The organism is Spongiibacter sp. C9W, from assembly GCF_057370015.1.
Window position 1 is genome coordinate 815,448 of sequence record NZ_CM170672.1, and the last position, 14,549, is coordinate 829,996.

Annotated in this window: 9 protein-coding genes; 5 read left to right on the forward strand and 4 right to left on the reverse strand. The window is 55.1% G+C overall.

The window, feature by feature from the left end; all coding sequences use genetic code 11:
* Positions 1 to 13 precede the first annotated feature (13 nt).
* Genes AC2Q8J_RS03865 through AC2Q8J_RS03875 form a run of 3 tightly spaced genes read right to left on the reverse strand, consistent with a single transcriptional unit; the run spans position 14 to position 2,323 of the window.
* The gene (locus AC2Q8J_RS03865; RefSeq protein ID WP_288363501.1) at positions 14 to 628 is read right to left on the reverse strand and encodes an NUDIX domain-containing protein; all 615 of its coding nucleotides are present in this window, start codon (positions 626 to 628) and stop codon (positions 14 to 16) included.
* Positions 625 to 1,209, reverse strand: coding sequence for a uracil-DNA glycosylase family protein (locus AC2Q8J_RS03870; protein ID WP_286694954.1), 585 nt, complete (start codon positions 1,207 to 1,209; stop codon positions 625 to 627). The genes AC2Q8J_RS03865 and AC2Q8J_RS03870 overlap by 4 nt, the downstream gene beginning before the upstream one ends.
* A gap of 49 nt (positions 1,210 to 1,258) precedes the next feature.
* A complete protein-coding gene (locus tag AC2Q8J_RS03875) occupies positions 1,259 to 2,323 on the reverse strand; it encodes a peptidoglycan-binding domain-containing protein (RefSeq protein WP_486452144.1) in 1,065 nt (354 codons plus the stop codon).
* Between the two features lie 243 nt (positions 2,324 to 2,566).
* On the opposite strand from AC2Q8J_RS03875, the gene gcvP reads away from it, so the two are divergent.
* The 5 genes from gcvP to AC2Q8J_RS03900 all read left to right on the forward strand — a co-directional run bounded on the left by gcvP (position 2,567) and on the right by AC2Q8J_RS03900 (position 13,255).
* Positions 2,567 to 5,440 carry an aminomethyl-transferring glycine dehydrogenase gene (gene gcvP / locus AC2Q8J_RS03880; RefSeq protein WP_486452145.1) on the forward strand — a complete coding sequence of 958 codons (2,874 nt, stop codon included), beginning with the start codon at positions 2,567 to 2,569 and terminating at the stop codon, positions 5,438 to 5,440.
* Positions 5,441 to 5,798: 358 nt separating this feature from the next.
* Positions 5,799 to 8,492, forward strand: a complete 2,694-nt coding sequence (locus AC2Q8J_RS03885) for a hypothetical protein (protein WP_486452146.1) — start codon at positions 5,799 to 5,801, stop codon at positions 8,490 to 8,492.
* A gap of 66 nt (positions 8,493 to 8,558) precedes the next feature.
* Positions 8,559 to 9,854: an OmpA family protein gene (locus AC2Q8J_RS03890; RefSeq protein ID WP_204995638.1), complete on the forward strand. Its 1,296-nt coding sequence runs from the start codon at positions 8,559 to 8,561 to the stop codon at positions 9,852 to 9,854.
* A 255-nt stretch (positions 9,855 to 10,109) separates the two neighbouring features.
* Positions 10,110 to 12,125: a BCCT family transporter gene (locus AC2Q8J_RS03895; RefSeq protein WP_204995639.1), complete on the forward strand. Its 2,016-nt coding sequence runs from the start codon at positions 10,110 to 10,112 to the stop codon at positions 12,123 to 12,125.
* Positions 12,122 to 13,255, forward strand: a complete 1,134-nt coding sequence (locus AC2Q8J_RS03900; protein WP_486452147.1) for a carbohydrate porin — start codon at positions 12,122 to 12,124, stop codon at positions 13,253 to 13,255. Before AC2Q8J_RS03895 ends, AC2Q8J_RS03900 begins: the two co-directional genes overlap by 4 nt.
* Before the next feature lie 99 nt (positions 13,256 to 13,354).
* Here AC2Q8J_RS03900 and sat read toward each other — a convergent pair whose 3' ends face one another.
* A complete protein-coding gene (sat, locus tag AC2Q8J_RS03905; protein WP_204995743.1) occupies positions 13,355 to 14,542 on the reverse strand; it encodes a sulfate adenylyltransferase in 1,188 nt (395 codons plus the stop codon).
* Positions 14,543 to 14,549: the final 7 nt, after the last annotated feature.

Here is a 14,549-nt window from a genome sequence, read left to right on the forward strand (position 1 = left end):
CCGACAACGTTGTTTATATCTCACTGGGCGGAAGGCGCTCAAGCAACGTCCTCCAACAGCCCTCATACTTCAGCAACAAGGCGTGCAGTTTTAGCAGCGCAGCGACGCTGATAGCATCGGTAATCTCACCGGAAAGCGCCATGTCTATTACCTCGGTCAAGGGTAGACGCCGGATTTCAAGCTCCTCGCAGGGCTCCGGCGCGCTTTCGCCAAGCGTTAGGCCCCGCGCGACATAAAGCTCCGCCACTTCATCGGTGCAGGAATTACTGGTGTGCAGCGTCATCAATGAGTGCAGCGCCGTCGCACGCAGGCCGGTCTCTTCAGCCAGCTCGCGCAGCGCTGCCTCCGGCGCGGAGCTGCCGAGAGGGCAACCGCCCTCAGGTATCTCCCAACTGTAGGCTTGCAGCGGGTAGCGATATTGACCCACCAACCAGGTGTAGCCATGCTCATCTACCGGTATCACGCCCACCGCGCGGTTCTTAAAGCAAACCTTCCCGTAGATGCCCGGCGTGTTTCCCGGCGTGGTCACCTCGTGATGCTCAAGCCGCAGCCACGGATTTTCGTAGACATTTTCACTGTGATGCAGCCGCCAGGGCCCAATGATCACTGACTGTTTTTTATCACTCACGACGACTCGCTTAGCAGGGGGTGTATTCGGCGCTGAAACGATGGCAGTAACTGCTCATCAAACCAAGGATTTTGCTTAAACCAACGGATATTTCTTGGCGAGGGATGTGGAAGACTGATAAACCGCCCGTCTAGCGATTGGTTTCGCACACGCTCGGTGAGGTTTTTCTCGTCATCACCGGCATAGCGCTTCTGAGCATACTGGCCGATTAGTAGCACAACCTCTATTTGCGGCATCTGCTGCAATAGGCGCTCATGCCATGTTGGCGCGCACTCGGGGCGAGGCGGCAAATCGCCACTCTTGCCCTTGCCTGGGTAACAAAAGCCCATCGGCAGAATACCCAGGCGCGCGTCGCGATAGAATTGCTCTCGATCGATATTTAACCAGCCGCGAAGACGGTCACCTGAAGGGTCATCCCAGGGCAGCCCGCTATTGTGCACTTTCAGCCCCGGGGCCTGCCCTATAATAAGAATTCGAGCCTCTGGCGCGACCCGCAGAACCGGGCGCGGACCAAGAGGCAGCGCCGATTCACAAAGGCGGCATGCCGCTACTTCATTAAGTAACTGTTGAAGGTTCTCCATAGCCGCATTTTGCAGTCGAATGCATATGGCGGCAAGGGAACAGCATTAGCTAGGGTGCCGCAATGCCCAACGCGTCCAGGGTCTCGACTGACAAACGGCCTGTCGCCAACCCCTTCTCCTGCTGAAAACTGTGAATAGCGGTACGTGTGCGTTTACCGAGAATGCCATCGGCATAGCCCGCATCAAAGCCGCGCTCGTTCAGGGCTCGCTGAACATCGCGAATTCTGGCTTCACTTGCGTCGCGTTTGCACAGAATTTGCCGCCACACCAAGGTCTCATCGGCAATTTTTTCACGATAGCTGTAGCGCTCATACACCGCAGGCACCTTAATACGCTTGACCTTTGCCGGCTCGACAACGTGCTGCACGCGCACCGTTTTGGTTGTTGCAGGCACCTTCACCTCAATGGTGTGTTCTGGCTTGTCGATTACCCGCTTTTTCACCGTCTCGAAAACGGCGGGCTCAACAACGCGGCGGTACACGGCTGGGCGCTTCAACACCTGGCGCTCGACTCGGCGGTACTTGGCAGGCACCTCCACCAAGTGGAGAATCTCGCCGCTGTCTTCATCAATCTTTTCTACCGCACCGCGCCCCGGGCGCCACACCGACTCTGCCGGCTTGCTCAGAATTTTCTCTGTTACTGTCTCGTATTCAGCCCCAGACACCAATTCTTGGCGAACCCTGGCGGGAAGCACCTGCGTTTTTTCTTCAACCCATTTATAGGTCACAGGAACCACCTTTAATTGCGTGTAGGCCTCGCTCACCACAACCTTTTCTTCGCGCCACTCCGTTTTGGCGGGCTGCATCTCCAGTTTCTCACTGGACTCCTTCACCACCCGAGTGGCTTCGCGATCAATAAATTTTGGCGGCAACAGCATTCGAGCATAACAAGCGCCCGTCTGTGCATCGGGCGGCATTGCCGATAGCGCGCTACCACCGTCTCGTGCCTTGAGCTTTTCAATCTGGATCAACGCATCTGCCAGCGCGGTTTCCAGAGAGGCAACACGCTGGCCACCTTGCTCGACGGGTGTGCGGCCACCCCGGTAGTTCGGGGCCATCACACAGGCACTGCAAACAGCGGCGATCAATACGGCAAGCGTGGCACTGCGAATCACTCTATTCTCCTATTGACTACGGCCCACACACCTAACGAGCGAGCTATGTTTACCGCATTTTATAACGAATTTATTTAGCTTATCGACCGCAATTTCCACAATTCGCTAAACCACACAATAAACCGCCTGAATGCGGCGATCTCCAAGGAAAATATCGCTGCTGGCGGCAATAATGCCGGGGAAATTTCAACCACAATATGCTTTAATAAGCGCGCTTTTTTTGAACGCAGGCGCCTTGCAATAATGACCCACTCTCTCAAGCAACTTAGTGACTCAGGTGAATTTCAACAGCGGCACATCGGCCCCAACGAAGAGCAAGTTCGCGCTATGCTCAACAGCTTGGGCAGCAGCTCGCTAGAGACATTAATCAGCGAAACTGTTCCCGCCTCCATCTTGCGTGACTCACTGCCGCTGCCCGACGGGGTCAGCGAACAAGATGCACTCAATGAGTTGGCCAGTATTGCCGCCAAGAACACCATTGCCCGTTCTTATATTGGTATGGGTTACTACGACACCCATACTCCCAAGGTCATTCTGCGCAACGTACTGGAAAACCCGGGTTGGTACACCGCGTACACACCCTACCAGCCGGAGATCGCGCAAGGGCGCCTAGAGGCGTTGCTGAATTTCCAACAAATGGTGATCGACCTCACCGGACTGGATCTCGCCAACGCATCGCTGCTGGACGAAGCTACCGCTGCCGCGGAAGCCATGGCGATGTGCAAACGCGCTGCGCGGAAAAACAAAAGTGATGTATTTTTCGTCGACCAGCACTGCCACCCACAAACTATCGCGGTACTTAAAACGCGCGCCGACGCGCTCGGGCTCGAAATCGTCGTCGGCGACGCCTTTAGCGATCTGGAAGCGCAGCCCTGTTTCGGCGTGCTAGTTCAATACCCACAGACAGGTGGTGAAATTCGTGACCTGCGGGGACTTTGCCAGCTCGCGCAGGAGAAAGACTGCCTTAGCGTGGTCGCTGCCGACCTTCTCAGCCTGATGCTACTCACACCGCCAGGCGAACAGGGTGCCGATATTGTCGTTGGCAGCGCTCAGCGCTTTGGCGTACCCATGGGCTTTGGAGGTCCCCACGCAGCCTTCTTTGCAACCAAAGACAAGCATAAGCGCTCCGTACCTGGCCGCATCATTGGTGTGTCGGTAGACAGCCGCGGAAAACCAGCACTGCGCATGGCCATGCAAACCCGCGAGCAACATATCCGCCGTGAAAAGGCCACGTCCAATATTTGTACCTCGCAGGCGCTGCTGGCCATTATGGCGGTGTTTTACGCCATTTATCATGGTCCTGAGGGGCTTCGCCGAATCGCACTTCGCGTCAATCGCTCTACCGCCATACTCGCATCGGGCCTCAAGCAGCTCGGTTTCGACTGCAACACCCATTTCTTCGACACGCTAACGATCGCCTGTGGCGAGCGCAGCAGTGAGTTGGCCGACAAAGCAGAGGCACTGGGCCTTAACTTCCGACGCAACCGCGACAGCCTCGGCATCAGCCTGGATGAAACCACTCGCAGCGAAGATATCGAGCAAATTTGGTCAGTATTTGCAGCAGACCAATCGCTACCCAGCGTAGCGGATATCGACAGTCAGCTCGGCGAATTGCCGGGAATACCGGTGGATATGCAACGCCACACCAGCGTTCTTGAACACCCGGTCTTTAATAGCTACCACTCCGAAACGGAAATGCTGCGCTATATGAGCCGCCTGGAGCGCAAGGACATTGCGCTTAACCACTCGATGATCGCGCTCGGCTCCTGCACCATGAAACTCAATGCCAGCAGCGAGATGATCCCGGTTACCTGGCCCGAGCTGGGGCGCATCCACCCCTTTGCCCCCGCAAATCAGATAACGGGTTACCTGCAGCTGGTTGATGAATTAGAAAAACAACTGGTGGAATGCACAGGCTACGACAAGTTTTCCATGCAGCCGAATGCGGGCTCTCAAGGCGAATATGCCGGACTGCTTGCCATCCGCCGCTACCATGAAAGCCGCGGCGATGCGCAGCGCGACATCTGCCTGATACCGAGCTCAGCACACGGCACGAACCCCGCGTCAGCAGCGATGGCAAGTATGCGTGTGGTGATCGTCAACTGCGACGAACTGGGCAATGTTGATGTCGCGGATTTGCGGCAAAAAGCCGAGCAACACCGCGACGAGCTCGCCGCACTGATGGTGACCTACCCCTCTACTCACGGCGTTTTCGAAGAAGGCATTCGCGAAATTTGCGACATCGTTCACGAGCACGGTGGCCAGGTTTACGTCGACGGCGCCAATATGAATGCCCTGGTCGGCCTTGCCGCTCCCGGCCATTTTGGTGCCGACGTATCGCACCTCAATCTACACAAGACATTTTGTATTCCCCACGGTGGTGGCGGCCCAGGCATGGGACCTATCGGTGTTAAAGCCCACCTGGCTCCCTTTCTGCCCAATCACCCCGTACAGCCGATTGATGGCCTGGGTAGTGAAAACGATACGGTATCGGCAGCCACCTACGGCAGCGCCAGCATCCTGCCTATTTCCTGGATGTATATCCGCATGATGGGCGGCGCCGGACTTCGCCGCGCCACGGAAGTTGCGATTCTTAACGCCAACTACATGGCCAAGCGCCTGGCTGACCACTACCCCATCCTTTATACCGGCAAACACGGTCGCGTTGCCCACGAGTGCATTATCGACCTGCGCCCCTTAAAAGAAAGCAGTGGCATCAGCGAAGAAGACGTTGCAAAACGTTTAATGGATTATGGTTTTCACGCCCCAACCATGTCCTTCCCGGTGCCCGGCACACTCATGATCGAGCCGACTGAAAGCGAAGCCAAGGCCGAACTCGATCGCTTCTGCGATGCCATGATCCACATTCGCAAGGAAATTGCGCGCGTTGAAGCCGGCCAGCTTCCCGCTGACGACAACCCTCTGGTTAATGCACCGCATACGCAAGCCGATATCATCAGCAGTGACTGGGCGCGCGCCTACAGTCGCGAAGAAGCCGCATGGCCCGTTAACGACTTGAGAGAGTCGAAGTATTGGCCAACGGTCAATCGTATCGACAATGTCTACGGCGACCGCAACTTGATCTGCTCCTGCCCGCCGGTAGAGAGCTATCGATAAACCCCTTCCTCGCCCCACTCAAAAACCCAAGAGTGGGGCGAACTCTCCATATCCACCCTCTGCAATACCGCGATAAGACGAGCCAAAACCACACACGGTAAGGCAAACTCTCCATCAGCTTGCGACATTGCCTAAAATCGCTTTTGTAACAGCGACATAGCGGTCGCTTAGCCCTAGAATAGTGCCAACCTTGGGGCCTAAACGTGCATAGATCACAGAAATTTTTGGCCTTTTTGCTCTAACATCTCTCTTTAGAGGTGACGACTGTTGTTTTTACCTACAACATCCGTAAAACTACGTAACTTAAGCGCACACCCATTTCCTGTTGTACCAGCTTGACTCTCCGGGAGGGGAATACATGAAAAGCATAAAAATAGCGATGTCGCTCGTTTTTGCATCGTTCTTACTCGCAGCGTGTGGAGGCGGTGGCGATGCCCGCAGCCCCGACCGTCCGGGATTAACCATAGACCCTGCAACCCTTCGTATGGAGTTCGTCAATAACGTCTCGACCTTACCGGGCACCGGTAATAGTCGAATTTCTGTGCGCATGCTCGCGCTGCGCTCCGACGGCATTAACAAGAACGTCGGTCCAGAAATGGTTATCACCGATCAGGTTCGCTGGCAGTTGAGTGCGAACCTCGGCTCTCCCGAAAAGGCTGAGCTCGACGTCAATGACGATGGCTCTCCGAAATTCCGCGACACCGTTAGAGACGGCAAGGTCCAGGATATTCTTAACCGGGTGCAGATGGGCGTCGACGATGCGACCATCAATGCAACGGTAACCGGTATCTTTACTAAATCCGGCAAAACCTTCAGCAAGACCCTGCCCTTCACCGTGGTTCCACCCACGCCGGCAGGCAGCCCCAAGATAGTGGGCAAAGAGCTAATTTTGCTCGACCCGCTGATTGAAAACGACTCGGAAACAACGAACTACCGCTTACTGCAGTATTTCACCAATACGCCGATTCCCGAAAATATTACCGATACCGTCTATATTTGCAGCAGCGATACAACGCTGGCTGAACCATCAGCCGACCAACCTGTTGCGCTCAATGGTTCGGTTCCCGTTACCTACAAAAGCCCCTTCACCAGCGATGGCAATAATGCCGAGCGTCAGGTAACCCTGTTTGCCGTTGACGCCGACAGCAATCCCAATGGCTGTGTCGGTGCAACATCGGATGGCATTCGTGAGCTAACGGTAACGATGAAGCCAGCAACCTTCGCCAAGGTGGATATCTGTGCAATCATCAACCCCGATACTGCAGCCTGCGACGCGGGCGGTGTATTAGCTCAGGGCTCAATTGCTAGCTGTAAAGGCTTGGATTCAAACAACATTAGCGTGCCAGCGGCGCAGCGCCTGCAGTTCGTGGCCCGCCTCACCTACAACAATGTACAAAACCCGGGTCAAACCCTGCAGGTTTACCAGTGCAGCGACAACGGCAATGACGTTTGGAGCGCACGTGACGGCGACCTCATTTACAGCACCGACCCGAAAGTCGATCCCAAAGAGGGCTTTGCGGTAACCGTTGACGGCGCTACCTATGACGACCTGAAAGCGGCTGGCGGCATTGCCCTAACCAGTGTGGTAACCGGCAACTTTGGTAATAACGTTCCCGATTTGGCCGACACGCTCGAGCTGAACCTGGTTGGTCCACGTGTTGATGAACTGAAAATCGAACGTGTAGACGGCCTGAATAATGACACCAATGGCCCAGATACCCTGTATGTGAACAGCTTCTTAGACGGTATCGAGTACCGCGCTCTGTGTAAGTTCACTGAACTTGCCGGCGGCACCGGCGCCTTTGAAGCCTGCCCCAACGGTCTGATCGAGTGGGAGTCTAGCGTCCCCACAACGGCGCTTCCTGTGCCCGATACGTCGGTTAACACCACGCTTACCGCCCAAGCTGGCGCCTCAGAGGGACCGCTGGAACTTAAGCTGACCTACTTTGGCAGTGATGAGCCGGTTTCAGTTACTCGTCCCGTGAACGCTGTTGACCCCGGCGCATTGACTGAGCTGCGCCTGTTTATGGTTCCCAATGGCAACGAGCCCGACACGCTTGCAGACGACGAATTCGCCTGTGTCGGTCGCGATGATCTGGTTGGGTCTCTGGAAGACGGCGAACAGTTTGTTCGCGGCGGCCAGCAATTTGAGGCCTATGCCAACTTCAGCAATTTGCAAGGTTCAACAGCGCTACCCACCGAGGGCGATCTACTTGGTGCTGGCAATGACTCGACAACCCGTCTGCTTCGGGTAACCGATCAAAGCCGCATTGCATTTACCGCTATCCCCGGTTTCTGGAGTGGTGACTTTGCTGATCCTGCGGAGTGCCAAACTGCAGTCAATGACTCAATCCCCGTGGGAGATATCAGCGATGGCATCGGCGAATTTGCCGTCGTTGATGGTGCCGCTAGCTTCGACCCGAACCAGAAAGGTCGTTTGCGCTCCGACGGTCTGCTGCGCCTCAGCACTGTATGCGTTCAGGCCCAGGCCGATACCGACTCGGATAGTACATTCGAAACGCAATCCGTCGACGGCGCGAGCGTTTTGGTACTGCCAGCGGCTGATGACAACCTGCTCTCCTTCTCGAATGAGCTGTGTAGCGTCCTTGAGCCCGTATTAACCTTAAGCTCGTTCCCCGGTGTTGGCTTTGAAACACCAGGCGTCATATTGCCTGTTATCTACGGCGTTAGCTTAGTGGCTGATCCATTGCTTGCTACGCTTATTCAAAATGACGACGGCGGCACCATCCCTGCCGAAGCCATTGTCGAAGCCCTGGTAACCGGTGATTTCAGTACGCTGGATCCCTCTGCCCCTGATCTGGGTGCGGGCTTAGGCGATTTAACCAGCCTCTTGCTGACCGGTGGTGACCAACTACCCGCGGGGCTCAACGTAATCGTCGATGCAGTTGATGCTTGTTTAGTCGCTCCTGTCACCTCCGTAGTTGGCGGCATACTGGATACACTGCTCGGCTTCAACATCGAAGATTTCCAAAACTTCGATGAGACGTTCTACGACGATTGCATAAACCTCTTCGGAGATTTGGCACCATAATAAAGAAGGATGAAGCGCGGCCTCTGGGCCGCGCTTTGCCATTGGGTAGTTACTAGGAGAAACTAAATGAAACTGCGTACTCTTGCGCTTGCGATGGCTGCTACGGCGTTGACCTCGCCCCTGCTCGCCGACAGCAGCGATGAAGAATCGGTGTATGATGACCGCTGGCGTGGCCACGTTATGCTCGGCGCAACCGTTGCCGACGACGAAGATTACGACAATGGTGGTATAGGCAAGATTGGTATCGGTAAACCGATCAACCGCTACATCATGATCGACGCCCATATGAACTACGGCGAGCTTAAGACCAGCAAGAACGATGTCTATGAGCGCGCCGCCGCTGGTGTCGATATTCTCTTTTTCCCCTTCGGCGCCTTCGAGCTGGATGCCAGTGCCCTGCAGCCCTACTTCGGCGTTGGCGCGACCTACCACGAAATTGAATTCGTTGGGGACATCGAATCCGACTTCGGCAACGATGCCGTTGCAGGTTTTACTTATGACCTAGGCGGCGCGGCACTGCGTGCAGAAGCCCGCTACCAGATCGACAAAATCAACGAGAAAGACATCCTCGTTGACGATTACTTCTACACCTACGCCTTTATGCTGGGCGTCTCGGTACCCTTCGGCGACGAGCCACTGCCCTACAACTATGATAGTGACGGCGATGGTGTGCCCGATCGCATCGACAAGTGCCCCAACACGCCGCGCGGCACGCCCGTTGACTCTAACGGCTGCCCATTAGATAGCGACGGCGATGGCGTTCCCAACTTCCGCGACAAGTGTCCAAACACCCCACGCGGCGCCAAAGTAAATGTCCACGGCTGCTCCATCGACGATGACCGCGATGGCGTGCCCAATGATATTGACCAGTGCCCAGGCACTCCCCTTGGCGTACCCGTTGATGTTCGCGGTTGCCCGCTCGACAGCGACAACGATGGCGTACCCAACAAGATCGACCAGTGCCCAGGCACGCTGCCCGGAATGAAAGTGAATTCCCGCGGCTGTGTGATCTCACAAAAAGTCGATATCGATGGCGTACACTTCGAATTTAACAAAGCTCGTCTGATGCTTGATTCGAAGACCGTACTGGATAATGTCGCCAAGGCCCTGAACAACGAGCCAGACGTTAGCATTATCATTGCGGGTCACACTGACTCTGTAGGTAGCGATGCTTACAATAAGCGCCTGTCGCAAGAGCGCGCCCAGTCAGTGGTCGACTACTTGATTAGCAAGGGTATTGAAAGCAGCCGCCTGCGCGCGGTGGGTTACGGCGAAAGCAAACCCGTTGCCGACAACTCCACCGACGAGGGCCGTGAGCGCAACCGTCGCGTAGAGCTACAGGTGAATAGCCCGAACCGCTAATCGCAGCTGAAGCAATATTGTAAGGGGCCCCAGGCCCCTTTTTTTGTGTCCCCAACCGCCCTATCTGAAAATTTTATCCACTCGCGTTACACTGCGCGCTGCCGTATTAAAGCTACACTCTAAGAGTATTGTGCAGAAAGCCATTGTCAGTCATCGGCAATATCAATACGCGACACATCAGCTCGCGCGAAACCGTCTCGGTGAATACCTGTTCGCCAGGCATCCGTGGAAAACCGAACAAGGAGCCCGCTCCCCATGTCAGAACCAGGACGCCGTGTTGACCTCTCCCAAATTAACCCCCCGGTTTTTTTCGGCTCGGTCATTCTAATTTTTGCCATTGTTATCTTTGGCGCCAGCACCCCCGATATAGCCGGGAAAGTGTTCAGCAGCACCCAAAGCTGGATTGTTGATAGCTTTGGCTGGCTTTACCTCTTGGCCGTGGCAATCTTTTTATTCTTCTCTTTGTATCTGGCGCTTAGCCGCTACGGCAGTATTCGCCTCGGACCAGAACACTCCCAGCCGGACTTTAGCTACGGCTCGTGGTTTGCCATGCTATTTTCCGCAGGCATGGGTATCGGCTTACTGTTTTACGGCGTCGCCGAACCCGTGCTGCACATGAGCTCACCACCACAGGGAGAAGGACAGACTATCGAAGCCGCTCGCGAAGCGATGGCAACCACCTTCTTTCACTGGGGGCTGCACGCCTGGTCGATTTACGCGGTAGTCGGTCTGTCACTGGCCTATTTTGGTTTTCGCCACCGCTTGCCACTCACATTACGCTCCGCGCTATTTCCAATTATCGGCGAGCGCATGAACGGACCATTGGGCCACGCCGTCGACATCTTCGCGGTGCTCGGAACCATGTTTGGCGTGGCGACATCGTTGGGGCTCGGTGTGATGCAGGTAAACACCGGGCTCAACTATCTCTTTGGGCTCACTATCTCAACCCCGGTACAAATTGGCCTGATTGTCGCGATTACCGGCTTCGCGACGGTCTCGGTTGTTGCCGGTCTTGATGCCGGCATTCGCCGGCTCAGCATACTCAATGTGATGCTGGCCGCAGTACTAATGGTCTATATGGCCGCGAGTGGCCCGACACAGCACCTATTCCAGGCGCTCGTTCAAAATACCGGCCACTACCTCGACACCCTGGTCAATAAAACTTTTAACCTCTATGCCTATGAGCCCACCGACTGGATGGGGGCATGGACACTCTTTTACTGGGGTTGGTGGATCGCGTGGTCCCCCTTTGTCGGCATGTTCATTGCTCGCGTATCTCGAGGGCGAACCATTCGCGAATTTGTGATGGGTGTGCTCTTCGTGCCAGTCGGTTTCACATTCGTGTGGATGACGCTATTTGGCAACACCGCAATCGCGCTGGACTTTGGCATTGCCGACGGCGCCATTTCGGCAGCGGTCAATAGCGATGTCACCACTGCCGTCTTCAAGGTTTTTGAATACCTACCACTGGGCACTGTGGCGTCGCTGCTGGCCACATTGCTGGTAATCACCTTCTTCGTGACCTCTTCTGATTCCGGCTCATTGGTGATCGACATCATCACCTCTGGCGGCAATCACGAACCGCCGGTCTGGCAGCGGGTATTCTGGGCGGTAACTGAAGGCGTCGTAGCAGCTGTGTTACTGCTGGCTGGAGGGCTATCGGCCCTGCAAAGTGCGGCCATTGCCAGCGCCCTGCCCTTCACCTTTATCATGCTGATTATTTGCTATGGCCTGTTCAAAGGCTTGCGACTGGAAGCCCTAAAGCTGGACGCCCGCAACCAATCCGACCTCAGTGTGACCAATGGCGAAGTCCCCTGGCAGGTTCGCTTGAAGCGTATGGTGACCTTCCCAGGAAAAGAGAAAGCCAAAGCATTTCTCAATTCAGAGGTTTTGGATGCCTTCAGTGCTGTGAGTAAAGAGTTGGCAAAACACGACCGTGAATGTCGAGTACAACGCGAGGCCGATAGTATTCAACTCAAGGTCTACCACGGCGATGAGGAAACCTTCCGCTACGGTGTATTTCTCAGCAGTCATATCGCGCCGGGGTTTGTGGTTTCCGATCTCCATATGGATGAAAGCAAGCAGCGCCATTTCTACCGCCTGGATGTTCACCTGACAGAAGGTGCTCAGCACTACGACATCATGGACTACACACGCGAGCAAATTATTAGCGACATCCTCTCGCAATATAACGCTCACCTGCTGTATCTAGATATGGCCCGCGCGGATAACACAACCATTGACCCCAAAAGCCAGGAGACACTCACATGAAAAAGCGCTTAGCGAGTGCCGCTTTATGCTGCGTTCTGCCACTGACGGCGACAGCGGAAAGTGATATTACTGTTGGCGGCGCGGTGCGCTTCCAATACAGCTTTGAAGACTACGACGACGGCAACCGCCAACGTGTGGGCGACATCGACCTGGACACGGTACGCATCAATTTTGATGGCAGTGTCGACAATATCCTGCTTTCCGCCGAGCTGCGCTACTACGAGTATATGGAAGTGGTCCACCACGCCTGGCTTGGCTATCAAATAAACCCTGAGTGGCAAGTACAGCTGGGTATTACTCAGCTACCTTTCGGCAACCTTCCCTACAACTCCCACAGTTTTTTCTTCAGCAGTAATTACTATTTGGGGCTGGAAGATGACTACGACTTCGGCATTAAATTTCTCTACCAAGGCGAGCATCTAGAAAGCCAAATTGCGCTGTTTAAGAATGATGAACAGGGCGGCATTGACGGCTACGTTGACAATCGCAGTGACCGCTACTCTTACGACATTGTCGGCAGCCGCCAGGCCGGCCAGGGCATCTATGACGCCCCCAGCGCTTCGGGTGCACTGGCCGAAACCAACACGCTGGTGTGGCGGGTCGCGAGCGACCTGCTGGATCAGCCCAACGACAGTCTGCAAGCGGGATTCTCTGCCCTGCACGGCCAGCTCCATGACGACCAGGAGACCTCTGCAGGCGACTACAGCGCCTTCGCTCTGCATATGAATGGCCAGTTCGGAGCGTGGAATCTGCAGCTCACCAGCGGTCATTATGAATACAACCCGGACGATGGATCGGAGCTTATGGTGGTGGGTGCCTACTCCTTCTTTGATACTATCGCCGCGTCGGCCGACATCCACAGTGCTAATATCGCCTATCGCTTTGATGCGCCTGTCGACGGCATTGACGCTATCACCGTCTACTTAGACAACAGCGTCGTCAGTGGTAAGTCCGCCGACCTCGACGACACGCGCATGCATGTCCTAGGAGTCTCAGTTAGCAAGGGCAGCCTATTCACCTACATCGACTTGATACACGGTGAAAACCAGCCATTTATTGGCAGTAGCATGGCCGCCAATGCCGGCAACAGCAACACGCGCTTTAACATCAACGTCGGCTTCTATTTTTAGCCGCCACGCGAACAGCTGACCAAAACAAAAAAGCTGCCCGAAATAAAAAAGCCCCGCGGTGACATCACCGCGGGGCTTTTATTTTGTAAAGGCGTCTAATTAGCCTTCGATCTGATAGTAGTCCATCAGAATCTGAGCCACTTCAGGGCGTGAAAACTCTGGTGGTGGCGCAATGCCATTGCCCAGCATTTCACGAACCTTAGTGCCGGACAGCAATACGAAGTCCTCTTTATTGTGATCCGGCGCATCGCGCATCATCACTACTTTATTCAACTTCTTCGAGTAAGCTGTGTGGTCGGCGCGGTAGATATCAATTTCCAGCGCCCCTTCAGGTACTTTCTCATCGAAAATTGTCTGCGCATCGAAACCACCGTAGTAGTCACCCACACCGGCGTGGTCGCGGCCAACAATCAAGTGCGTACAGCCACAGTTCTGGCGGAACACCGCGTGCAATACCGCCTCGCGTGGGCCGGCGTAGAGCATGTCGAAACCGTAGCCGGTAATCATTACCGTGTTCTTGGGGAAGTAAACTTCAACCATTTTGCGGATCGCCGCATCACGCACGTGAGCGGGGATATCTCCGGCCTTCAATTTACCGAGCAGCATGTGAATAAGGATGCCATCGGTACCCAGGTCTTCCATCGCCATGCGGCACAGCTCTTCGTGCGCGCGGTGCATTGGGTTACGCGTTTGGAAAGCAACCACTTTTTCCCAGCCACGCTCTGAAATCTCGTTACGAATTTCAACTGCCGTGCGGAAAGTATCCGGGAAGTCAGCCTGGAAGTAGCTGAAGTTAAGCACTTGGATCGGGCCTGACAGCAAGGTATTGCCCAAAGACTTGAAGGTCTTCACACCGGGGTGCTCAGCATCCAAGGTGCCAAAGATGTTCTCAGCCATGAAGTCGATCTGCTCGTCGCTAACCGACTCAACAGCGTCTACATCCATAATCGCCAATACGGGATTGCCCTCAACATTGGGGTCGCGCAGCGCGATTCGGCTTCCCGCTTCAATGCCTTGCGCATCTTGCACCAGGTTAACAACGGGCACGGGCCAAAACAGGCCTTCTGCGGTGTGAAGCTTCTCAGCCACACTTAGAGAGTCTGCCAGGTTCATGTAGCCAGTCAGCGGGGTGAAGTACCCGGCACCCAGCATCACCGCGTTAGCCGCAGCGGCAGAGCTTACAATAATAGAAGGCAGGGTTTCCGCCTCGGCATTGAGTGCGTGGTGTTTCTCGGTGTCGTAAACAAACAGCGGCTTAAGTTCATCAGCGCCATGGGGCTTAATCATCATAAAA

Excerpts from the sequence above, each read along its gene's own strand:
- gcvP (WP_486452145.1), top strand. The coding sequence starts at position 2,567 with ATGACCCACTCTCTCAAGCAACTTAGTGACTCAGGTGAATTTCAACAG.
- AC2Q8J_RS03870 (WP_286694954.1), bottom strand. The coding sequence starts at position 1,209 with ATGGAGAACCTTCAACAGTTACTTAATGAAGTAGCGGCATGCCGCCTT.
- AC2Q8J_RS03900 (WP_486452147.1), top strand. The coding sequence starts at position 12,122 with ATGAAAAAGCGCTTAGCGAGTGCCGCTTTATGCTGCGTTCTGCCACTG.
- AC2Q8J_RS03895 (WP_204995639.1), top strand. The coding sequence starts at position 10,110 with ATGTCAGAACCAGGACGCCGTGTTGACCTCTCCCAAATTAACCCCCCG.
- sat (WP_204995743.1), bottom strand. The coding sequence starts at position 14,542 with ATGATTAAGCCCCATGGCGCTGATGAACTTAAGCCGCTGTTTGTTTAC.
- AC2Q8J_RS03885 (WP_486452146.1), top strand. The coding sequence starts at position 5,799 with ATGAAAAGCATAAAAATAGCGATGTCGCTCGTTTTTGCATCGTTCTTA.
- AC2Q8J_RS03890 (WP_204995638.1), top strand. The coding sequence starts at position 8,559 with ATGAAACTGCGTACTCTTGCGCTTGCGATGGCTGCTACGGCGTTGACC.